Here is a 24512-nt window from a genome sequence, read left to right as displayed (position 1 = left end):
ACCACTTCTATCTATCGAATTAAGTCACAAAGCAGATATATTAACATTATTCATAAATCTATCTCTCGATAGAGGTATTTATTTTTGAAACCGCATCTGGAGAAGGATCGATAATGTATAAGCTTAATATATGTTAATAATTTGATAGTCAACTGATTCTAAAAACAAATTTAAGATTTAGTTTTTAAATCGCTTGGCGCCGACAAGCGTTATTTTGTGTGGTGGAATGGAGTTATGATGAGACTTGAGCAGAAAGGTTTAACTGTATGGTTTACCGGTTTAAGTGGTGCTGGTAAAACAACCATTAGTCGTGTTGTTGAAAATGAATTACGTTCTCAAGGATATAAAGTAGAAGTCCTTGACGGTGACGTGCTGAGACAATGTTTAACCAAAGGACTCGGTTTTTGTAAAGAAGACCGTGATGAAAATATTCGTCGTATTGGTTATGTAGCTAACTTATTGGTACGTAATGATGTAATTGTACTAGTATCTGTAATTTCACCTTACCGTCAAATTCGTAATCAAATGCGTTTAGATATAGCTGACTTTTTAGAAGTCTATGTAAATGCACCTCTAGAAGTATGCGAACAGCGTGATGTCAAAGGTTTATATAAAAAAGCGCGCGCTGGGGAAATACATAATTTTACTGGTATAGATGACCCTTACGAGGCGCCTCTTTTTCCCGAAGTGACTTGTAATACACACCTAGAGACAATAGCCGAAAGCGCAGGTAAAGTGTTGAGGAAAATGGAAGAGTCTGGATACTACTGTCCTTTAATTTATAGTCAAAATGGTTGTAATAATCATCATAAATCTGATGTTTTATAATTCATCTTTCATCAACGATATTAGAAGATGATGTTAGAAGATATAGAAATCGATTTGTTACTAGAAGGAATTTATCGTTATTACGGTTTTGACTTTCGTAATTATTCTCGTGTTTCTATCAAACGCAGAATTTGGCATATTGTACACATTGAGGGACTAAAAACTATTTCTGCACTTCAAGATAAAGTCTTACACGACCAGAAGTGTATGGAACGTTTTTTGCTTAACGTCTCTGTTAATATTACCTCAATGTTTCGCGACCCTAGCTTTTATCTTGCTTTACGTCATCAAGTAGTTCCTATCTTGCGGACTTATCCATTTATCAGAATTTGGCACGCTGGATGCTCTACAGGTGAGGAAGTTTACTCGATGGCTATTTTACTTCAAGAAGAAGGCTTGTATCATCGCTGTCGTCTTTATGCAACTGATATCAATGAAAGAGTATTACGTCAAGCTCGAACTGGTATTTTTCCTCTTAAGTTTATGCAAAAGTACACGCAAAATTATTTACAAGCAGGAGGTATAAATTCTTTTTCTGAGTATTATTTAGCAAAGTATGATAACGCAATTTTTAACGCTTCGCTTCGCGAAAATATGATTTTTTCATTACATAACCTAGCTAGTGATAATTCTTTCAACGAATTTAACTTGATTATTTGTCGAAATGTTTTAATCTATTTTAATAAAACATTACAAGCGCACGTGCATAAATTATTTTATGAAAGTTTAACTAAATTTGGAATATTAGCTTTAGGCAAGCAAGAATCAATTCGATTTACTCCCTATGAAAATAGTTATAAAGTTATAGATAAACTGGAGAAAATATACCGTCGCAATGATTGAAGTGTAAGTGAGGCATAGCCCCACCCTACTCTTAGGTTGTATATTCGGCATTAATTTTCACGTAGTCGTAACTTAGGTCACAACCCCAAGCTTTACCTGAACCGTGACCGTTACCAATGCTAACTTTAATTATCACTGGATTATCAACTCGTTGCGGTGGTACAGTGCTGCGGTCAACTGTAAGGTCGTTGCTCATGTTGGTTGCAGTAAAATCACTAGCCACACTTGAATTAGCAGCAATATGTTTTAAATAATTACTTGCACCCGCGCGGTCAAATGGTAATGGTTGTCCATTTTCCATCAGTAAAAAATCACCAAGCTCAATTCGCAAATTCTCCTGTTCAAATACAACTCCCGCGCGTCCTGCTGCTGCTCCTATTCTCCCCCAATTGGGGTCACGTCCAAATATTGCAGATTTGACAAGTGATGAACCAGCAATTGTTTTTGCTACAGTACGCGCGCTCGAATCATCTGGCGCCCCTACAACCTGCACTTCAATCAAGCAAGTTGCACCCTCACCATCACGAGCAATCGCTTTAGCTAAATGTTGACATACTGCTGTTAACATCGCCTCTAATTTTTCTGCTTCGGCGCCCATTTCTGTAATCGCAGGAGTTCGCGATTCACCATTGGCAAGGGCAATTAAACTATCATTGGTACTAGTATCACCATCAACAGTTATGGCGTTGAAACTTTTATCAGCAGCGCGCGAAAGCATCTGTTGCCATAAATGTGGCGAAACAGCAGCATCACAAGTAACAAATGCCAGCAGTGTTGCCATATTAGGATGAATCATCCCTGAACCCTTGGCAATTCCCCCAACTCTTACCGTTCTATCACCAATAGTTGTTTCCAAAGCGATTGATTTTGGTACTAAATCGGTAGTAATAATTGCTCCTGCTGCCGCATCCGAGCCAGTATCCGAAAGCGCTGCGACAAGCTTGGGAATTCCGCTTCGCATTGCATCCATTTTGATCTGCTGCCCAATTACACCGGTCGATGCCAACAAGATTGAGTCTGGGGAAATATTTAGCTCTTTCGCTAGAATTTCTGCACTTTCAAGCGCATCGCGCTTTCCCTGTTCACCTGTTGCTGCATTCGCTTGTCCCGCATTACAAAGAATTGCACGGGTTATTTGTTTGTGAAGCAACCGCTCTCGACAATAATCTACACACGCCGCTTTGACGTGACTCGTCGTAAATACACCTGCTGCAATTGCCTCTACATCCGAAAATATCAACGCCAAATCAGGCAAACCCGAAGGCTTTAGCCCAGCCTTGATCCCCGCTGCTCGATATCCTCTAGGCGCCGTGACTCCACCACTAATCTCATGCCAGTCTGCCATGATTTTCCCTGCAATTATCATTTGACTGGCGATTATATCAATTATAGTGTCACTACTTAACGGTATTTTTTAATTACCTTGTTTAATAAATAAAAAAAGAGAGAGCTACTTCAGCAGCTCTCCAGATCATCAGGGTGCATCTCAGAACATAATACACTATTTTTGGGATGCCGTGCATTACCCCTCATTTATTTCACAATATTTTTGTAAACTGTTATCTACTATACAACAAAAACCAAAAAAAAAGAGAGAGCCACTTGGGCTTCTCTCCGAATCATCAGGGTGCATCTATTTAACATAATATATCACAACAGGGATGAGGTGCATTACCCCTTATTATTGTTTTTTGTGAAGATAATGCAATAGATTTATGAAGTTGCATTTCGGAAATTAGCATAGTCTTTTTGTACTATAAAAAATAGAAATAAAAAGAGAGCTACTTACGTAACTCTCCGGATCATCAGGGTGCATCTACTTAACGTAGTATAACATTTTTAGGATGAGGTGCAATACCCCTCACCGTATTTTTTCTGAATAAATTGTGAAGGAAATTCTATGTAGGTAAAATAAACAGTGATATTACGTAGGTGGTGATGCCCCGTACCAAGCTTATCTCAAATAGGCGCCTATATAATTAAAAATTATTGATGGTGCGGGGCTTACGGTAAAATAGCTAAAAATATTTGTGAGTAAAAAAATAAGCAAAAAAATAGGAGAGCTACATAACATAACTCTCCGGATTCATCAGGGTGCATCTACATAGCGTAGAATACCATTATGGGGATGAGGAGCGCTACCCCCTATTCCAGTTTTTTTTGTAAATTTTTGTAAAGATTGATTGGTGCGTCACTACGCATTGAGCTTTTTCTCGACCAATTCGTTGGTAAGACGGGGTTCAGCGAGTTTGTTAGTTTTCTTGAGAACTTGCCCAACGAAGAAACCTTTGAGATTGATGTTACCACCTTTGTACTTTTCGTATTCTTTGGGATTAGCGGCGATAACTTCATCGATGATAGATTCGAGGGTAGCAGGGTCGCTAATAAGTTCTTTGCCTGCGAAAGCTTTTTCTGGGGATACGCCGTTAAGTAAATCGGTTAGCTTTTCTTTTGCGATGGCATTGCTGATTTTACCACTTTCAATTCGGGTAATAACATCCGCAAGGTTTTGGGGAGTTAAGCCAATGTCGGTAATTGCAAATTTTTGCTTGTTGAGGTAAGCTGCAATATCTTGTGTAATCCAATTCGCTGCTACTTTTGAACTGGCACCACATGCAATAACGGTTTCAAAATATTCAGAAACAGTACGTTCTTCGGTAAGAACGCGCGCATCGTATGGAGAAAGTCCCAACTCAGTCTCATAACGATGACGTTTATGAGCAGGGAGTTCGGGTAACTCACTTTTCCAAGCATTTAATTGCTCGGTACTTACTTCGATAGGTCCTAAGTCGGGTTCGGGAAAGTAGCGGTAATCACTGGAACCTTCTTTTTTCCGCATACTAATAGTGCGTTGTGAACCTTCTTCCCACAACCGCGTTTCTTGAATAATAGGTTCACCAGCTTCAACAGCAGCTATTTGTCGTTCAATTTCATACTCAATAGCTTTTTGTATCGCGCTGAACGAGTTCATGTTTTTGATTTCGACTTTAGTGCCGAATTCTTTTTGTCCAACTGGACGAACAGATATATTAACGTCACAGCGTAGCGAACCTTCTTGCATGTTACCGTCACTAACACCGAGATAGCGCATAATTCGACGTAGTTCTTGCGCGTACTCTGCTGCTTCTTGTCCAGAGCGTAAGTCAGGTTCAGATACTATTTCCACTAACGGAACACCCGCGCGGTTGTAGTCTACGAGTGAGTAAGTCGAACCAGATAATCTTTCGCTACCTGCGTGAACAAGCTTACCAGCATCTTCTTCCATGTGGAGACGAGTAACACCAATCTTCTTACGGGTTGGATTACCATCTTTATCGATTAACTCGATTTCTAACGAACCATGTTCAGCAATAGGTAAATCGTACTGCGATATTTGGTAATTTTTAGGTAAATCAGGATAAAAGTACTGTTTTCGGTCAAACTTACTATATTTTGCAATTTGGCAATTTAGCGCTAAACCAGCTTTAACGGCATATTCTAAAACTTTTTGGTTGAGTACTGGCAACACTCCAGGTAAACCCATACAAACCGGGTCGATGTTAGTGTTGGGGTCGGCGCCGAAAGCAGTTGAACTATCGGAGAAAATTTTAGTGTTAGTACTTAGCTGACAGTGGGTTTCCAGCCCAATAATCGCTTCGTACTCTGTTTTAACAGGAGTAGCAGTAGTCATAGTATTACAGTATCTCGCTTTTACTTATCAGCTTTTTATTTTAGAAGGGTAAGGGGAAAACGGGAAAGGGGTACACTCGTAGGTTGGGTGAAGGCTTTGCGTAACCCAACCTTGTATATTATGGTTGAATTTCTTGCATAGTATTACGATGAAATCAAACAGTTACTGGGAGCAATTTTAGCTGAAAAAGCTGGCGCCACAAATACAGAGTTTCATCATGCTAGATTTCTTAGCTATGAACCGAAAGATGAGTATGTGGACTTTATTATAACAAAAGCCGCATTTCATCACGTGTCAAATTTTTGGAAAACGGTAGGGTTAATGCGAATATGACAGATGTTGAAACCCGAAAGTGTTTTACCTACGCGACTTGATATTTCCATTTGATACAGCAGAACAGCTAAAAACCTTTTTCCTTATTTGTGTACGAGCAAGTAACCTCTGACTATCCTTTACCTAGGCGACGTGATATTTTCATTTGATACAGCAGAGTGACAATCTAGAATAGATGATTAGATTTATGAAAAAATCCCCCTTAATAAGGAGGACTTAAAGACGTTAAAGTTATTGCTGATAAGCATACCGAAGCCATTTTCAAAGATTTGTGTGTACACCGTAGCAGTACAAGAGAAATACGCTACGAAGGTTTCTGCTCGCTTGGCTATCTTCCACTTCGACAACACCTCCTTTTGCGCGCTTCGACTAAAATTGATTCAAGATTATCCATATTCAATTGTGCTTCAACTGGTTGCGTTTCCTCTTTGACGTGACGTGGTGCCACCAATTGCGATACGTTGGGTGTTGAAACGTCGATTACTGTATGCCCTTCAAGTGTTGATAATCTTGCTTCAAATTAATCACTTGGACGTGCGCTGCGACCACTTTTTGTGCCATGTTGCCACACAAACACCTATGAATGGGTCAAATCAGTAATCGCCACGATACTTAAGTCGAAAAAAATATTGCATTACACTTCTTCGGTTTTTCAGTTCTGTACACAAGGGATGCTCTTGACAGCAATATTTAACTTTAAATTGTTTTTACATTTCCCCTTTTCTCGCCTACTTTATTAGAATTGGCTTCATATTTGTGCTTCTAATAATTCAGTGAATCCTTGGGTACACAAAACTTAAAATAGCGCTTACATTTGTCTCAAGAAAGATATTTCCTGGCATTCAAGCTGTTGTACACACCTGGAGTCCTTGAAATATAAAGGGGTTAACTTACATTTGAGAGGAGCATCTACCAAGTATGTATAAAGAATTTTCGATAGCTACGCTAAAGTATTTCTATGAAACAGTTAGAGAGAGTGACTGCCCAACATTTGAGAAAATATTGTTGAAGCCGAGGGGAAATTTAAGGTTTCCGGGCTGCCAAAATATTTTGAGTAATCTGTGCTCTCCTTGAACAACAATTATCACTCTTTTTCAGGATAATAGTATTAAGCTGTGCGTCAAGAAGTTTAATAGCGTATAAAAACCTGGAAATAGAGAGGGTAACTAACATGACATCAAGTGAATCGAATAATAGCGATGTATTTGAGGTAGATGGTTTTCATCTAGTAATTTGGGAACCAAATCTTATAGTATTACCCATTCCGGATAATCGCTCAGATTCCAATACCTCTGTAGAAATTAATGTTTACTTTATAAACAATACACCAAACTCTTTTCGCCTTAGCCCAGATGAAACATTAATTCTAGAGATTTTGGCATCAGATGGTGAAGCACTGCAAGCACTATTAACTCCAGGTGACGCTGACGTTCAATTAAATACCACTCCTATAGAAAGTTGGGGATTTAAATTGAGGCGTTTGATATCAAACTTAACTCGTTTTCCCAAGCAGAACGAAACAAGTAAAGTTGATGCGAGCTTAATTGAGCCTACACGATTTAAGAAAATCACTTTCACAATAAAACTACTTTGGTTTGATAACAAGCTTCAGCTTCAAATCCTCAATAATTCTAGCTACTCACAAGTAGTTTTTGGAATTAATAAATGTTGGTCTTTTGATAAAGTTCGACAAGGAGTGTATCAGTTTCGCTTTGTATGGGGTAATTTCAGCAACAGTGAATCTGGCTCAGAACCACAAACGAGGGCAGAAATAAAAACAACTCAATTCGTAAATCTCCGTCTAGTAGAACCTGTGGGAAATGACAACAATGCAGTAGAAGTAGAAGGTATCCGATTTGAAACTTTACTGCCGGATCGTGTTTTTATTTTACCAAAGAAAAAACGTGGTGTTGAAACTTGTTTACAATTAGGGATTCGCATTATAAATAATACGCTTATCCCTGTCAATTTCAGCTTTTTCAGTACTTTAGTTCCTCAGCTTATACAAGCTTCGGGACAGCTATTAAAGGGGTGGTGCTATCGCAGATTTGAGGGAAGACCATTAGCATCTGATTTTAAACTTGCCATGCCTGGAGAATGTATAACCTTCTTCCTAGACGCTTCAATTTTTTGGATAAAGCGTGAACAGTTTATCCTTAGAATTAGTGCTGGAGATGGGGGCTTTTGGAATTTTGAAATTCTCCAAGCAGGTAACTATAAAATTCAGTTTATCTACAACAACAAATATTTAACGCAAGAAATTTATGACAGAGAAAACATGAGTACGACCTTAATAGAAAGTCTTTGGATAGGAATGGTGTTTACGCCCAAAATAGAGTTTCGCATAAGCGCTCAATAATCCAGGGTAAATGCTTCGGTAACAAGCCTCAAATGACGTAAAATCATTCCCGAACTTTAGTCCGCCCCGATTCCCAATCGCGGATACAGTTCCGCGCGGGTCCAAATTTGAACTGTTAGGAGATAAAAATTGCCATTGACAGACAGAAAAGCAGGATTTAATAACAATTTAAAACTAACAAAATTTACAACTATGTTATCACGTTTACACTCTTTCATTTTCTTTGCGACGACTCTTATTGTTACACTACAAAATCAATCAAGTATTGCTGTCCAAATTTATAATCCAAGTGGAAGACCCGCAATCAAAGTTTTTGAAGATCCTATAACAAAAACATCAGGTTTAGTGCATTTACAAGCATGGCCTTCCTACGACCCGAGGTCTGTTCTTGAGTTTGGAAAAGTTGTAGAGATTAAACCGGGAGGTACAGATAAATTGGTAAGCCTACTCAGGTCTAGATGGCGCAAACCTGAATGGGATTTTGTACGCGTAGGTGGCTTAGAAGGCATCTTCAATATAACAGATTATACCCCTTGTACTCCTGTATTTGGAGAGTTTTGTGGAGGGCGTCTAGATAGGGCTGGAGGAGTAGGGGCTTATTTCAACATTGAATATATACCACTGGGAAATGATCCTAGAGGAAATAACGTGCATTGGATTCAAAGAGTTATAGACAATTATGGTAGGTTTGAAAGCGATGAAATCGATAAGCCTGTTTGGCAGATAGAAAATCCTTACTACGATACAAATGCAAATGCAGGCCCAAACTACTTCATAGATGTTCCATATTATACTCCTCCTCCAAATAGAAACCTATATTTCTATGCTGAAACTTATCTGGTTGAGGAAGTTACAAAACCTATAAGTAACCAAAAGACAGTTAACATTTATGATGGAGTTCGGTGGGGTTGGGAATATAAACCATCAAACGTATTCAATAAATTTTCAGATAGTTTATCTTCTGGCTATGAAAGAGATAAATTTCTGCTAAAAGACCTTTCTCCAGGCGCAAAATACTATGCCTACATCAACAACGATATACCTGGTAATCAATGTAACCCAAATACATTTTTAGAAAGGTATGATGAAAATGGAGCTTGGTATTATGATAATGACAACAGTCCTTTAGGAGATGGTTTTGCTTCTGCGTTAACAGGTATCGTTCCAAGTAATGGAATTATTGACTTAAATGTTCGTTCTGCTAATGGTGGTCGTCGTGGAGAGGACAGAGGCAGTTATGAGCTTAATGTAATGGTATTCAACGACGGAGATTTACCATTTTCTGCTGGTGATAGTGGAGGCGGTGGTGTAGGTAGAGAACGCCCAGGTGGAACTCAACAAAATCCAATCCTTCCCAATGAAAGAGAAGGCAACTGGCAAGTATTCCGAAACGTTCCAGGATGTCGCTGGTACGACCCACACACACCTTATGGATTTGAATTCCAAGCACTTGATAATACCTTATTCAGTGAAATACTTGACTTTCCTATTGGTTTAGATAATCGATTTACTGTCTCAGTTGGGGGTAACATACTTGGTGAATTTGGTTCCGGACAAAACGTAGACTTTGTTTCTTTATTTGGTTCTGGTGTTTCCAATTTCAAAATCACTGGCATCGATTCTTTATTTGGTTCGACGGAAGAAACTGCTTTCCCAATTCAGCTAGCATTTAACGACCGTGTAGGTAGCTTCAAAATGCGCCCATTTTCTAAGGAAAGTTCTCCTGCTCAGTCTGTACCTGAATCAACATCTACATTAGGACTACTAGCACTCGGCGCATGGAGTATAGTGAAAGCGCTCAAAATCCGTAAAAACAAATAACCGTGAACCACATCTACACTGTCCTATTCTCCCTCAGCATTATTCTCATCAACCCATTTGGTACAATGCGAGGCGAAATCTGGACGCAACCAAAAGTATTCGCCATTCTCCTTATCTGCATACTTAACTCACTCAACTTGTGGGAAGAACGCAAAAACATCAAGCTTCCCCAAAGTTGGAAAGTTAGTAAACTGCTGTGGGAAATATTCTTAGGAATTGGTCTAATCTCAACTCTTATTAGCCTTTACCCAATACGTTCGCTACTTGGTCAAGAACAGATGGGAGATGGCTTACTTTATTGGTTACTAATTGCAATTTTCACCCTTAGCAATGCCTTACTGCTGAGGGTTTATCCAGAACTAGCGCGCGCTCAACTTACTGGTTTAGTTATTGGTGGCGCCATCCTTGCCCTAAGCATCTTCCCGCAAGTGATAAACTGGCGCCTCGACTACACTGCCACCAGTGGGCAATTAATTCAAAAAAACATTCTCGCTAGTACCATTTTCCAGGGACACCAACCAATTGGGTTGTATTCGCATCGCGGTCATGCATCATTTGTACTTGCAGCAGTTGCAATTATTACACTGGTAGGTTGGCAGTGGAAATGGATAAATACACGCTTGGCTGCAATTGCAGGCATTCTGATTATCCCAGCACTGCTGCTGACTCAAACCAGGGCAGGATTATTAGCTTTAATGGTAGCAATCGCTTACAAAATTGGACGTAAGCATTATAAGTTTATAATCCCTGCTGCCCTCGCGTGTTTATTAGTAATTGGTATTAGCACTACCACCCGACAAATTGATAATTTACCCCTGATTAAACAAATTACGTCCGACCGGGTACATTTATGGGAAGTAGCGAACCGTGGTATTCAAAAACGCCCTCTACTTGGTTGGGGTATGAACGGGTTTGGCGCCGCTTACCCGGAAGTACAATATCGTAAAAAGCTAGCAAAAATTGTTCGCTTAGGTGACTTTACTTTTGACTACAAGCACAAGGACGGGCGAATTTTAACAGCACAGCTACCCACGGTTAAGGCACATAATCTAATACTGGATACAATATTATCAGTAGGTTTACTAGGACTAATACCATACCTCGCACTGTTAGGATTATGTTTGGTACAAATAATCAACTCACCTTATCGGGGTATCGAGGCAGTAGCAATTGCCTACTTCGCTTATACCTTTACTTGGTTTGAATGTGCCCAGTTTTCGCACATCGCTTGGTGGGCACTTAGTTTTTTTGGTATGTCTAGTATCCGTGAAAAAGTCACTTCTTAGAAACGCTACTATTATCAGTGGGTTGTGTTTGCTACTCGGCAGTACACAATCTGATTCTGATTCGCAATGGAATAGTGCGATGGAAACCGAGTTTCAGCAGCGTTCAAAGGAAGTAATCACAAAACTTGCTGGTAGCAATTACGGCACGACATCGTTTGAAAGCGAGAAGAAATCTTACCCCAAGGCAATGATTGACTTTCTTGCTCTTAATAGAGAAAAAGCGATATCATTTTTACAATCTGAAGATGCCGATGCCCAAAGCCACAGCCATACATTAGGTATAGACTTTTACTCAAGCTTTACCCTAAAACAACAAGTCCGCAAATACTTTTACTTTGGTAAATATCTTGACCCAGCATACAAAGAGCGCATGAAGCGCGCGATGAAAATCTTCACAGAATTTGACCCGTTAGATAAATATTTCCCCCAACCGCGAAAGTTTTGGGCAAATTCAATCGATAATTGTAATACCTGGGTTGATTGTCGCAATACCGATAACCTCAAAGCAATGCGAGAAGTTGCGGTATATTTATTTGCAGAAGAAAGCGGCAACGAGGAAACCCGCAAGCTATATAAAAAACGCATTATTCAAAATGTCCGCACCCTCTACCAAATTGGGCAAGGTGAATGGGATTCAGAAAATTACCTCGGACATGCCGTTACTACATATGTAAATTTATATGATTTTGCTAAAGATTCAGAAGTAAAATCAATAGCAAAAGCTGCACTCGATTGGTATTTTACCTCCGGCGCCGTTAAATATTGGCGTGGTGCATTTGGTGGACCATCCAAACGCGATTATAGTCAAGGAAACTGTACTTGGTGTTCGCTTGCTACACATGAATTAGGTTTATATTTTGGCGATTCGCCCATTGGAGATTCTAATCCTTCCCCGGATAGCGTACACTTAATTACCAGTAGCTACCGTCCACCTGCTGCGGTTGTCGCATTGGCACGCAAACAATTCCCCAAACCATTAGAATTACTCAATTCCAAACCAACTTATGAAAATTGGAAACCAGGAGGAGACAGCAAACCCCAGTTCCATGAAACTTTATACTTTGGTCATACTTTTCAGTTAGGTACATTAGCACAAGGTTCGGGTGGAGATTGGAATGGCTTTAAAATGATGGCTTTTAATAAGCAGCGCGGTGTAGATTATTTCATTGCTGCGACGGGAACAGACCCAACCCAAATATCAACTAGTTCCATCGGTGGAGACAATGTTGCCCAGTACCACAATCTGCTAATCTGGTTAAATGGTAAACCAAGAGCACCGTTTCAATTTTTCTTTCCCAAGTCGGTAAAATTAGAAACCAGCAATGGCATAACATTTATTCAGTATGAAAAAACCTGGCTGGCACTAACACCAATTAATTTAAAAGTTTCGGGTATTAATACTGCTGCAACCGAAAAAATTAAAGACCGCTACCCAAACAACCAAATTTTAACTGCAACTGGCACAAGTTCGACAATTTCAGGATTTGCCCTCGAAGTTGGGGAACAGGAAACCCACAAGAGTTGGGAGCAGTTTAAACAGTCTGTGGTGTCTCTTTCACACTTAAATTTAAACAACATTAGTGATGGAATAGTCGAGTACCAGGGAGTTGGAGGAAAAGTCAAACTCCAATATCAAGATAAAAACTTACCCCTCGTGTGGAGAAACGGACAATTCCACGACTGGCGCCACCACTATAGAGTTTACCAAAATGCAACGGCAACCAAAACCCCAATTTATCAGGGATGGAAGGAAGGTAAATTGTTGATTGAAGCTGGTGGATACCAGTTCCAAACTCAACCTTAAATGTAAGAGCGAGTAAACGGGAGCATCCAAAGCGTCCGTTGCTTTAATCGTCTCGTACTAGTTGCGCTGTGTAAAGTCCTTCCATCGCAAAGAAACCAACTCAGAAATCCGCTTAAAAGTACAGTAAATTTATTATAAATACGTATCGTATTTATTGCTTTGTATTTACAATCTATAATAACTGCCCGTTCGCTCCTGCATTGACCCCTCGATTTAATTAAGGCTTACTGGGCTTGTAATCCAGACTCATCAATCGATTCAGGCATTTTTATTTAGTACAGGACTTTTAGTTATTTTATGATTTACGCTATCTCTATGCCTCAAATAATCGCCTCTCTTAGGCTTGTATGATGGTTATAAATGTTACTGATAATTAGATATTTACTTAGAAATAGGCTTTTTGCTCTCATATCATCTGAGCAAATTCAATGAAAGCTGATGCTGAATACGTTGAGATATAAGCCATAAATTTAATTAGATTAGGACTTACGCTACTGTCACAATTATTGTTTGGTGCGTGACGCTACAAGTCTTATAACTCCGTTGAAGTTTTTTTGTAGCGTCACACACCCTACGCTTTATATGTGCCAATTTCGTAAGTCCTATAGATATTATTTAATTGTAAAGATTTGAGGCTTGATTAACTTCTATCTAAGAAACTGTACAAGATATAGCTTATGGAATACACTAAAATTCAGGATTCCTGGGTTTCTATATAAATTGCTAATTTCAACTCTCATATTTCTACCTTATGGTAGAGGCAAAAATATATTTAAAACTGCTTTTTAAGCGTTTATCTATATTTTCTGTTAAATGTATCTAATTGTTAGAAAAAATTGTATTGAATTTAGCTACTTAAATGTAACAGTAAAAATATCTAACTCAAAAAACCTATTAACATTAAGGGATTTAGATTTAAAATAGTCGGTACAACAAGGTTAAATAGTCTCAAGAGATATAAGCAAAATTTAAATATTTAACTATTGATAGAGTAATTACATGCTTGTTATTGAATACAACATAAGACACAAGCAGGTATAAAAGAGCATAATTCAGCTAAAAGTTAGCTAAGTTATTGAGATTTACAAGAAAGCTCTTAAGAACTGTAAAGAGAAGCAAGTTATTTGCTTTCTCAGTCTTTTTGCGAATTTACTTTTCAATTCAAGGATTAATGTATGTCTGGACAAATGTGTTGGCTTGCGAGCTTTGGAAGCGATGACAATTTGATTTTACATCTTCGTCTTGATGAGAGTCAGCCTTGGCAACCTTATACTCTCTATCGTCAATATGCAGTTCCTGATTATCCTGTACCTGGTGGTTCTAAAGGTTGGGCAACTTGTCAAAGATTATTACAAGCAGGTTGGAAAATGCTGCCTACTCCTCAAAAAGAACCTTTACCTTACGTTGGTGCTTTACAATTCGTGCGATTGTAATTTATGTCAGACTTACGATACTGTCACAACCACAGGTCGGTGCGTGACACCACAAATCACTGCGCTTCGTTTCAGAATCTTAGTGGTGTCACGCACCCTACGTTAAAATTTTTTTATGGAGACTCTTCAAGGGGATTCTTCCGTCAACATGCTTTGAGTGCGTTATCTTGAGCAAGCTAGTGAGTTTAGTACCGTTGGCAACTAGTCAATAATAATTTATGCTTATAGGTTGCGCTTGTACTGCAATCAGCGCTAAAATCTGTAAGTTTCGGGCTATATGTAGCTAACGCTTGAAAAAGCCGACTAACCAGCTGCTCCTAACAAATGAGATTTTACACGGAAGAGAAAACGAAGAACAATGGCAAAACGTATACAGTTAGTATTAAATCAAGATGTCAGTAAATTGGGTAAGCTGGGCGATTTAGTCGAAGTTGCTCCCGGTTACGCGCGTAATTACCTAGTTCCTAAAAAACTAGCTTCTCCTGCAACTCCAGGCATTCTCAAACAAGTTGAACGGCGCCGTGAACTTGAGCGTCAGCGTCAAGCTGAACTCAAGCAACAAGCGCTCGACCAAAAAGCGGCGATAGAAAAAGTTACGGCTTACAGCGTAGCAGTTCAAGCTGGTGAAAACGAAGCTATCTTTGGTACAGTAACTACCCAAGACGTAGCTGATGTAATCAAAACAGCAGCAAATATCGAAGTTGACAAGCGCAACATTACTATTCCAGACATCAGCAAGCTTGGTACTTATGAAGCAGAAGTAAAACTGTTCGCAGAAGTTAGCGCGCGCATCTCAGTCCAAGTTGTTGCTAGCTAAACAACCTAAAGGTAGCATTGTCATTCTGAGCGTTATGCGAAGCATCTCCCCTAGGGTAGCGAAGAATCTAGATTCTTTTTAAGATATACGAGATGCTTCACTGCGTTCAGCATGACAATGAATAAAATTTATACTTTTTTCAAATAGCCATTTGGATTAAAAGTTGTTAAGAACTTGTGACAGTTTTTATCAATATAAAATTCTGGATGTGTTGATAAAAATACCTCTACAGCCTCCATTGGTCCTAAACCATAATCAGGACATACAGGATGACCATTTATATTTGTATCTTCAACTATTAAATAGCCACCAGATGGAATTAATTTACTGTATAACATTAGTTCTTGTAAAACATGGTCTTTAGTATGGTCTGAGTCCAAAATTACTAAAGTGTTTTTATCTCCAACTGTATCAAATACTTGTTTAGCTATCTCTAAATCAGCAGAACTTCCTTCAATTAAGCGTATATTTTGATACTTTTGTAAGTTCCTGCGAGTTTGCGACTTAACTTCAATATCAATACCTATCACTTCTCCAAAACCTATTAGCTTACACATATCAGCTAAATAAGCTGTTGTTCCCCCAAACGCTACACCACACTCAACAATAAAATCAGGCTTTTGATTAAAAATAATTTCTTGATAAAGCCACAAGTCCAAAGGACATTTTAATACTGGTATCCCCTGCCAATACGTACTTGTCCATACAGGTTGATTATTAAATACTGGTGCGTGATAATAAGCTTTGGAAAATTCATTGATTACTTCCATGTAACCTGCAACTGTATCGTTGACAGGTATTTGATCATAAAGATTATTAGCAGATGTAGAGTCAGTCATAGTTCATCAAAAAAGCTGTAATCTAGATTTATTTTGCGTAAGAAGATTATTTGCTATCAATTGTTCCAAATTCTATTAATCAGAAAATTAATTTTTGATAAACTATTGTCATGAACTAATATACTGTAACAAAAAGTAACTGTGGTACGACATCATTCTTAAAATGTACACAGTAGCCAAATAAATACATAAATACTATTATAGATGTCGGGGGTAAATGCTTCCAGGGACATTTAATCAGTAAAAAGCCTTTATGTCAGAAGAATTAAACTTTCAGAATTCTAGTGTAGACCGTTTGCCACCGCAAATTATTGAAGCTGAGGAAGCTGTTTTAGGTGGTATCTTATTAGACCCAGAAGCAATAAGTAGAGTCAGTGACCGTCTGAAACCAGAAGCATTTTATATCAAAGCACACAGAGAAATCTACGAAGCCACTTTAAATTTACATCGACAAGGTAAGCCAACTGACTTACTTAGTGTTACAAGTTGGCTTTCTGACCGTGACTTACTTACGCGCGTTGGTGGTAGAAACAAGCTTGCATCATTAATTGAGTCCACAGTATCAGCTGTAAATATAGATGCCTTGGCACAGCTAATTATAGACAAATACCAACGGCGCCGATTAATCAAAGCCGGAAATGAAATCGTCCAGCTAGGATTCGAGACGGAGACAGATATAAATAAAGTTATAGACCAAGCAGAGCAAAAAGTCTTTAATATAGCGGAAGAACGTTCAAATTCGGGTTTAGTTCACATTAGTGATTCTTTAATCAGTAATTTTAAAGACATTGAAAATCGAAACCAAGGTATAGCGTTACCTGGTATTTCCTCTGGTTACTATGACCTAGATGCCATGATAAACGGAGGTTTTCAGCGTTCAGACCTAGTTATTGTTGCTGGTAGGCCTGCAATGGGGAAATGTGTAGCTTACGACACAGAAGTTTTGTTAGCAGATGGTTCCGTTACGTCCATAGAAGAAATATATCATCGTCAACAAGCTGATTTAGTCACTTTAGGAAACGATTGGAAATTTAAAATAACTCAGCCATCAGCGTATGTAGACGATGGCCATAAGCTAGTATTCGGTGTAACTACTCGTCTAGGAAGGTACGTAGAAACAACTATTACTCATCCATATTTAACCATTAATGGATGGCGCCCGCTTTCTGAGTTGAAAGCAGGTGATAAAGTCGCAGTGCCCAGAAAGTACGATGTATTTGGTACAGAAACAATCACCGATAATGAAGTTAAATCGCTAGCAGATTTTATAAATGATGGCGCCGAAACTATCCCACCAATTGTATTTAAATTGACACGCTCGCAAATTGCTCTGTTCCTAAACTGTTTATTTGCAACTGATGGATGGACATCATTATTAAAATCAGGTCAAGCAGAATTAGGATATTGTACTGTTAGTGAAAAAATTGCTAGGCAAATTCAACATCTCCTTCTGAGATTTGGAATTATCGCAGCTTTGAAAAGAAAATGGTTTCAATATAAAGAAACTCGTCGAGAAGCTTGGCAATTAGACATTACTGATGCCTGCTCTATCAAAACTTTCGTTTCAGAAATAGGTATTTATGGCAAAGAGAAAACAATCTCTAATGTAGAGCTAGGTTTAAAAAACTTATCACTTAAAAAGTTAGCTAATAATGATATATATTGGGATGAAATCGTTTCAATCGAACGAATGGGAGAAAAACAAGTTTATGACTTGACTATTCCAGATACTCACAACTTTGTCGCTAATGATATATGTGTACACAACACCAGTTTCGCGATTAATATAGCTCATTATATTGCTGGTTCGATGCGAATGCCAGTGGCGATATTTAGTTTAGAAATGTCAAAAGAACAATTGGCATTACGGATGTTATCGAGTGAATCAAGAATTGAAAGTAATTATTTACGAAGTGGACGTATTAGTCAAAATCAATGGGAAGATTTAACGCGCGGAATTAGCGTGTTACAGGATATGCCCATCTACATAGATGATACACCTGGTATTACTGTAACTGAAATGCGAAGCCAAGCGCGGCGCCTACAAGCAGAAGCCGGCACCGATTTAGGATTAATCTTGATAGATTATTTACAATTAATGGAGGGTGCTGGTGATAACCGCGTTCAAGAATTATCGAAAATTACTCGTAACATTAAAGGATTAGCAAGGGAATTACATGTACCTGTTATTGCGCTTTCGCAGTTGAGCAGAGGCGTAGAATCACGTACAAATAAGCGACCAATGTTAGCAGATTTACGTGAGTCAGGCTGCTTAACAGGTGACAGCTTGGTGACGTTAGCCGATACTGGTATGCAGGCGCCAATTAGAGAATTAGTTGGTAAATCTGGTTTTACTATTTGGGCATTAAACGAGAATACATTAAAGTTAGAAAAAGCTATTGTTAGCAACGCTTTTTGTACAGGAGTTAAAACTGTATTGAAGTTAACTACTCGTTTAGGACGTATAATTCGAGCAACAGGAAATCATAAGTTTTTGACAATTGAAGGTTGGTGTAGACTTGATGAGTTAGAACCTTCTTCACGTATTGCTTTACCTCAAGGAATTACTACACGCAAAATGCAGGCTCAATTAGGTAATGCCTACTGTGGTACAATGCTATACAAGCAGAATATAAGCCGCGATAGAGCAGCAAGATTAGCTACTGTTGTACAATCCGATGACCTAGCTCGTTTGTCTGTAAGTGATGTTTACTGGGATGAAATTATTTCTATCGAACCAGGTGGAGAGACTGATGTTTATGATTTAACAGTTCCTGGGCTACATAATTTTGTTGTTAACGGTATAATTGCTCACAACTCGATTGAACAAGATGCAGATTTAGTAATGATGCTATATCGTGATGAGTATTACTCACCAGATACGCCTGAACGAGGTTTAGCTGAAGTTATTGTTGCTAAACATCGTCATGGTCCAACTGGAACTATAAAGCTTTTGTTTGACCCACAGTTTACTCAGTTCAAAAATTTAGCACGGGGTAGTTATTAGCTACTTTCAATTTATCAGGTGCGTGACGCCACTAGAATTTCGCTTCGTTCAGAATTGTGGTAGCGTCACGCACCCTACCTTTTAACTTACTCCTAATAATTCTACGTCAAAAATTAGGGTTGAATTAGGTGGAATTACGCCACCAGCACCGCGCGCTCCATAACCTAGTTCGGCTGGAATGATTAACTTACGGCGCCCACCAACTTTCATAGTGCTAAGTCCTTCGTCCCAACCTTTGATAACTTGTCCGCGACCAATGTTGAATTTGAAGGGTTGGTTGCGGTCGCGCGAGCTATCAAACTTAGTACCATCTTCTAAAGTACCAGTATAGTGTACTGTTACTACTTTTCCAGTTTGAGGAGTTTCACCAGTACCCTCTTGAATTTCTACGTATTTTAGCCCAGAGGGGGTAGTGATAGTATTTTCGTCTGATGCGTACATGTCTTTGCTCGCTATTAAAGTGTTGCTTTCTATGCTTGGTATAGTTTGTGTGACAACTGGTGTTGGTTCCTGACTGATTTGAGCAGCATTAACTTTTGTGTTATCACCACCGATTTGCGCTAGTACCAGAACGACGACGCAAACCATCATGATACCCACACTAAGAAAAATGGCTTTCAACTTAAAAACCTCCTTTTGAAGTAGTGAGTGTTGAGTGTTGAGTGCTGAGTGCTGAGTGCTGAGTTATGAGTATGACAAATTAAGTTTAAATCAGAAAGAGGCTTTATTGATAGAAAAAACTTCCCCCTCCTCTATATAAAGTGAAGGGGGTACAACTAGCTTCCAACAGCTATTACAAGCGCACTCAGCACTCAGCACTCAGCACTCAGCACTCAGTACGAGCGCACTTAATACTACTTCCACATTTTATTTTCTAAATCGCGCACTTGTCGCTCTAATCGGTCAATTCTACCGCGTAACTCGTCTACTTCTGACTGACGCGCGACACCTAAATCTTGCATCATGTTTCGCATTTGGCGTTGCATCGTCGCATCCCAGTTACCCTGCTCAGACCTCATTTGCTGCACCATGTCGTCCATTACAGCTTTAGCTTGCTCAGGGTCAAGTTTACCGTCTTTGACTAACTTATCTCCTGCTTCCTTGATTTTTTCAGCCATTACTGATGTTGTGCCGATACCAAGCATCAATAGCTGCTGTATCCAATTGTTATTATCCATAGTTTATTCCTATCGGTTTTTTTAAGCTAGCTAGTTGTCTGTAACTATCATAAAGTTATGCTAATCGCTAGTGTCTCTACACTACAGCTCTATTGTGGCAAACTTAAATAGGTAAATATAAGCGAATGGTTATTGAGTTACTGAAGTTTAAAGTTCCTCCAAAACTACGAGAAATATTCATTCAAAAGGATGATGAAATATGGACAGTAGCACTGGCTAAGTATCCTGGGTTTCTTGGTAAAGAAGTATGGATTAATCCGAATATGCCCGAAGAAGTAAGTTTTGTGATACAGTGGGAAACACGAGAACAGTGGAAAAGCATATCAGACAAGGATTTGGAAGTAATTTATCAGAAGTTCGACAGCGCACTTGGCTTTGGTTATCAAATGGTGGAGTCATCCGAATATCAAGTTCGGAAATTTCCCCAGGTGTAGCGAAAGGAGAAGCATAAGTCGCTTCTACCTTAAGCCATGTAGCTTTTTCTACTTTTTCTGTGCGTTAGTAGTAGTAATGTTACCGATACTAGGTACAGTTATTCTTGCTATTGTGTCAACTCTGCCACTAACCTGATAACCTAAGTCGAGCGCTGATAATTCGCTAACTGTTGGTGGCACCCTAAAATTAAAAGAAAGTTTTGTAGGAATTCCAGGAGCAAGCTCGATTAGTACTCTTTCTCTACCACTCTGATATTGATTCAACTGTAAACCACTTGCTGTATAAACATTGCCCTGATTATCTACTAAGCGTGTTTGATAATCTTCATAACGGGCGCCAAAGCTGACTTGTCGGTGTGTATCAGTAAAATTTGTAACAATTACATCACAATTTACCCTAGTGCTAACACGTTGACAGCCACGGGATTCAAAAGAAATGTTAAATCTTCTATCGACTTGTCGTGCTGTAGATTGTTCCGGTGCTTGCGCTACACCTTGGGGTACATACGCAATTGCTGTCATTGACAGTACGGCTAGACTAATCAGGCTTTTAGCGTGCATGACATCTCACAAATATAATAATTCGCAACCCTATTCTGACATAGGATTATACAAACACATTGTTTAATACTTAAGTGTTTTACAAATTGTTGTTACGCCGTTAATTCGCTGCGAATCTCATCATATTTGGCGCGTACTGCCTGAATATCCTGCCACATCTGCCATTTTGGACCTCCTCGGTCGCGTGTAGGATTCCGTAATAAATAAGAAGGATGGAAAATAGGCATACACTGTCTTCCTTCCCACTCTATCCACTTCCCGCGAATACTCGTCATTGAACCTTGGTCGCCAATTAGACCTTTTACTGCTGTTGCACCTGTCAAAAGAATGATTTTTGGGTCAACAAGACGAATTTGTTCAAATATATAAGGTTTACAAGCTGCCGCTTCTTTTGCGCTTGGCACACGGTTGTTAGGTGGTCGGCATTTAAGAATGTTACAAATATATACATCTTTCTCAGTATCAAGCCGAACTGATTCTAAGATTTTTTCTAAAAGTTGTCCGGAACGACCAACAAACGGTAAACCTGTCTCATCTTCATTTTGTCCAGGCGCCTCTCCCACAATCATAATTTGTGCATTGAGATTTCCGCGTCCGATAACCGCATGGGTACGATTATCACCTAATGCACAACGATGACACTGATTACAATGTTGTGCTAATTCGTCCATACTGGGGTATGTACCAGCAGGAATAGGAATTTTGGCATCGGTTGGAATTAAGTCATTAAGTCCGGGACTAAGACTTGGTTCGTTAGGGTTGAAGAGGTTGAGTTGATCACTACTCATGAAACTTTAGTCTACGGGCAAAAGCACCGGGTATCAAATTATAGTTTTATGGTTAAATTGCTTGTGAATTTAACAAAGTTGTTTCAAATCCAAAGAAAATCCAAAGATTTGTTTCGTCTATTACAATTTTAAATGTTTTTGACCAGAGAATTACAACTATCCCAAAAAATCGGTCATGATAAAAGTAATGGCATCTTCGATTATGGGAGTTAACGATGATAGATGCCCCACTTTTTACAGACCGTACACAAGCGGGGGAAAAATTAGCGTCCCTTATTCAAACCGAGTTGAATGGGCAATATTTGGATAATGCACCGAATCAGATTGTCTATGCGCTACCGCGCGGGGGTCTACCAGTTGCTGCACCAATTGCCTCGGCACTAGACTGTCCTTTAACAGTACTAGTAGCAAAGAAAATTACTCATCCAAGTAACCCAGAGTTAGCAGTAGGTGCTGTAACTTCATCCGGGGAAGCGTTGTGGATGCAACAAAAATTTGGAGTCCGAGAACTAAACTCAGGATGGCAAGAACAAGCACTCTCAGCAGCTATTAACAAAGCTAAATTGCTGGAAGCTAATTTTCTTCCACTTTGCCCACCCGTCAATCCCTCTGGTGCAGTAGTTATTCTAGTCGATGATGGTATTGCAACAGGAATGACTATAGCTGTAGCAGTTAAAGCTTTATCCCAACTTGCACCCGCACAAATTTGGTTAGCGGCGCCGCTTGCACCACCAGATATGTTACCTTGGCTGCAAAATTGGTGCGACAGCATTTTACCAAATTCTCAAATTAATTATCGCGTTTTGGTTCTTGCGACGCCTGAACCATTTATAAGCGTTAGTAGCTTTTACGCAAGATTTCCTCAAATTAGCACATCCGAAGCATTGACTTATTTAAAGAATTAGGAGGTAGGGTGTGTGACGCCATAACAATCGTAAAGTTAAACTAATGAACTAGTAGCGTCACGCACCTTACGAGTTAGGAGTGATTGTATCATTTGCTCGTACTCTGTTGCTGTGGCATAATCTCCTGAAGCATAGTAGGCTGCTTTCAAGCTAGCAAGCGCTTGTTCTTCACTCTTAAGGTCTTTAATATCTTTGGATAGCTGTAACTGTTGTTCATAATATTTTATAGCGGTAGAATAATTACCCAAAGCATCATAAGTAATTCCTAAGCTCCCTAAACTTTGCTCCTGACTGCGTTTGTCTCTAACTTGACAAGCTAATTTTAAACGTTCTTCATAACATTGGATAGCTTGCGGGTAATTATTTAAAGCGTAAAAAGCATTACCTAAATGTTTCAGTACTTGAATGACGTGACGGTAATTATTCAGGGTATGCCCTATTTTTACACACTCTAAATAACATTCAATAGCCTTTGAATAATTCCCCAAAGCATACCAAGCATTACCTAGATTTTTTAAGACCTGTTCTTCAGCATAACTATCTCGAAGTTCGCGTACAAGTTCTAGACTTTGCTCTTTAAATTTGATTGCTTGCTGTAGATCACCACTCGCTTTATACACAAGCCCTAAATTATTAAGTGCTGCTACCTGAGTCTTTTTATCGTTAAAAGAACGCGCCATGTTCAAACAGTCTTGTAAGCATTCAGCAGCCCGGTCATAATTACCAACATGACGATATGAATTACCTATATGCGAAAGCGCTTGTAGCTGCAAACGTGGATCATTTATCTCCGAAGCCAGTGATAAACATTGCTGCGAGTAAGAGATGGCGCCTTTGTAGTCACCGGAGTTGTAGGCGACAAGAATCAGCGAAGCTATTGCTTGTGCTTGTAAATGTAAATTGCCAAAGGCTTGTGCAAGTGCTAATGACTCTTGTAAAGATTTTGTCGCGGCAACGAATTCACCCGCTTGTTGATGTTGAATACCTTGCTGTAACAATGTACGCACCTCAGATAAATAGTCATCTTGTTGTGGAGTTAGCATTTCTGCTTGTATGTTTTGTTGATAATCATGGGTAATTGTGCCGCGATGTTTGATGTGCGGAAGGTTTTTCTTTGATTGCACTTCAAACTGATCTTGTGTAATACCTGCTGTTTCGTTACATCCTATTTCCACACTCAACGCTCCCTGATAACTCTATCTGCCTTAGTTTTCCCAAAATTGACAATTTTCTCTCATACAGAATAAAAATAAGTGTGTGAAGATAGACAAATAAAGATTTAACAGGAATAAATATGTATAAATACAGACTATCAATGTCGCTTCATCTGTATTTTAATTATTTCTACGACTCAAAAGTATTACTTTTTAAAAATTTATCATCTCGGTTTTTGTCAATAACTTTTATCAGACCTGACTTTTCACGCCATGTTAAAAACCCCTCTCCTACAAGGGAGAGGGGAGTTTCAGGTAATTGTCATAAACTTTTAACAAAAATAATAAACCCAATATATAAACTCAAAAATATAAGTAAAATTTAAATGATAAAACAGACCGCAAAGTACGCAAAGTACACAAAGAAAAAAAGAAAGCTTTACAGAGATTTT

At 39.0% G+C, this 24512-nt stretch carries 19 protein-coding genes; 11 read left to right on the top strand and 8 right to left on the bottom strand.

The annotated features are described in order from the left end of the window. Positions 1–234: 234 nt before the first annotated feature. On the top strand, positions 235–828 hold the full coding sequence (gene cysC, locus AC2JBO_RS11970; RefSeq protein WP_496953873.1) for an adenylyl-sulfate kinase: 594 nt from the start codon (positions 235–237) through the stop codon (positions 826–828). A 30-nt stretch (positions 829–858) separates the two neighbouring features. After that, complete coding sequence (locus AC2JBO_RS11965) at positions 859–1671, top strand: CheR family methyltransferase (RefSeq protein ID WP_496953886.1); 813 nt, start codon at positions 859–861, stop codon at positions 1669–1671. A gap of 31 nt (positions 1672–1702) precedes the next feature. On the opposite strand, the gene argJ is transcribed toward AC2JBO_RS11965, so the two are convergent. Both argJ and gatB read right to left on the bottom strand, forming a co-directional pair. Then, a complete protein-coding gene (gene argJ, locus AC2JBO_RS11960) occupies positions 1703–3016 on the bottom strand; it encodes a bifunctional ornithine acetyltransferase/N-acetylglutamate synthase (RefSeq protein WP_496953872.1) in 1314 nt (437 codons plus the stop codon). Positions 3017–3865: 849 nt separating this feature from the next. Beyond that, complete coding sequence (gatB, locus tag AC2JBO_RS11955; protein ID WP_496953871.1) at positions 3866–5341, bottom strand: Asp-tRNA(Asn)/Glu-tRNA(Gln) amidotransferase subunit GatB; 1476 nt, start codon at positions 5339–5341, stop codon at positions 3866–3868. A 1504-nt stretch (positions 5342–6845) separates the two neighbouring features. Here gatB and AC2JBO_RS11950 point away from each other — a divergent pair. From AC2JBO_RS11950 to rplI, 6 genes are all read left to right on the top strand, one after another. Further along, a complete protein-coding gene (locus AC2JBO_RS11950) occupies positions 6846–8033 on the top strand; it encodes a hypothetical protein (RefSeq protein WP_496953870.1) in 1188 nt (395 codons plus the stop codon). A gap of 135 nt (positions 8034–8168) precedes the next feature. Further along, a complete protein-coding gene (locus AC2JBO_RS11945) occupies positions 8169–9854 on the top strand; it encodes a hypothetical protein (protein ID WP_496953869.1) in 1686 nt (561 codons plus the stop codon). 2 nt (positions 9855–9856) lie between these two features. Further along, positions 9857–11140 (top strand): O-antigen ligase family protein, encoded by a 1284-nt coding sequence (locus tag AC2JBO_RS11940; protein ID WP_496953868.1) that lies wholly within the window; start codon positions 9857–9859, stop codon positions 11138–11140. 79 nt (positions 11141–11219) lie between these two features. Continuing rightward, the gene (locus AC2JBO_RS11935; RefSeq protein ID WP_496953885.1) at positions 11220–12944 is read left to right on the top strand and encodes a hypothetical protein; all 1725 of its coding nucleotides are present in this window, start codon (positions 11220–11222) and stop codon (positions 12942–12944) included. Between the two features lie 1175 nt (positions 12945–14119). Next, entirely contained in the window at positions 14120–14377 is a 258-nt protein-coding gene (locus tag AC2JBO_RS11930; RefSeq protein ID WP_496953867.1) for a hypothetical protein, read from the top strand. 358 nt (positions 14378–14735) lie between these two features. Then, positions 14736–15194: a 50S ribosomal protein L9 gene (gene rplI, locus AC2JBO_RS11925; protein ID WP_496953866.1), complete on the top strand. Its 459-nt coding sequence runs from the start codon at positions 14736–14738 to the stop codon at positions 15192–15194. A gap of 128 nt (positions 15195–15322) precedes the next feature. Here the strand turns inward: rplI and AC2JBO_RS11920 are convergent, their stop codons facing one another. Next, the gene (locus tag AC2JBO_RS11920) at positions 15323–16033 is read right to left on the bottom strand and encodes a CmcI family methyltransferase (protein ID WP_496953865.1); all 711 of its coding nucleotides are present in this window, start codon (positions 16031–16033) and stop codon (positions 15323–15325) included. A 253-nt stretch (positions 16034–16286) separates the two neighbouring features. Between AC2JBO_RS11920 and dnaB the strand changes: the two genes are divergently transcribed. Further along, positions 16287–19040, top strand: a complete 2754-nt coding sequence (gene dnaB / locus AC2JBO_RS11915) for a replicative DNA helicase (protein WP_496953864.1) — start codon at positions 16287–16289, stop codon at positions 19038–19040. Between the two features lie 81 nt (positions 19041–19121). On the opposite strand, the gene AC2JBO_RS11910 is transcribed toward dnaB, so the two are convergent. Further along, positions 19122–19661: an FKBP-type peptidyl-prolyl cis-trans isomerase gene (locus tag AC2JBO_RS11910; protein ID WP_496953863.1), complete on the bottom strand. Its 540-nt coding sequence runs from the start codon at positions 19659–19661 to the stop codon at positions 19122–19124. Positions 19662–19894: 233 nt separating this feature from the next. Beyond that, positions 19895–20218 (bottom strand): phasin family protein, encoded by a 324-nt coding sequence (locus tag AC2JBO_RS11905; protein WP_496953862.1) that lies wholly within the window; start codon positions 20216–20218, stop codon positions 19895–19897. 125 nt (positions 20219–20343) lie between these two features. On the opposite strand from AC2JBO_RS11905, the gene AC2JBO_RS11900 reads away from it, so the two are divergent. Continuing rightward, the gene (locus AC2JBO_RS11900; protein WP_496953861.1) at positions 20344–20652 is read left to right on the top strand and encodes a TIGR03792 family protein; all 309 of its coding nucleotides are present in this window, start codon (positions 20344–20346) and stop codon (positions 20650–20652) included. Between the two features lie 48 nt (positions 20653–20700). Here AC2JBO_RS11900 and AC2JBO_RS11895 read toward each other — a convergent pair whose 3' ends face one another. Continuing rightward, entirely contained in the window at positions 20701–21174 is a 474-nt protein-coding gene (locus AC2JBO_RS11895; RefSeq protein WP_496953860.1) for a hypothetical protein, read from the bottom strand. A gap of 131 nt (positions 21175–21305) precedes the next feature. Next, positions 21306–22001 (bottom strand): uracil-DNA glycosylase, encoded by a 696-nt coding sequence (locus AC2JBO_RS11890; protein WP_496953859.1) that lies wholly within the window; start codon positions 21999–22001, stop codon positions 21306–21308. 215 nt (positions 22002–22216) lie between these two features. Between AC2JBO_RS11890 and AC2JBO_RS11885 the strand changes: the two genes are divergently transcribed. Continuing rightward, on the top strand, positions 22217–22906 hold the full coding sequence (locus tag AC2JBO_RS11885) for a phosphoribosyltransferase (protein WP_496953858.1): 690 nt from the start codon (positions 22217–22219) through the stop codon (positions 22904–22906). 35 nt (positions 22907–22941) lie between these two features. Here the strand turns inward: AC2JBO_RS11885 and AC2JBO_RS11880 are convergent, their stop codons facing one another. Continuing rightward, complete coding sequence (locus tag AC2JBO_RS11880; RefSeq protein WP_496953884.1) at positions 22942–24051, bottom strand: tetratricopeptide repeat protein; 1110 nt, start codon at positions 24049–24051, stop codon at positions 22942–22944. Between the last annotated feature and the right edge of the window lie 461 nt (positions 24052–24512).

This window comes from Calothrix sp. CBUCES-K 9914 (assembly GCF_059640475.1).
Note: the sequence above shows the minus strand (reverse complement) of the source record. Positions and strands in the feature narration are given on the sequence as shown.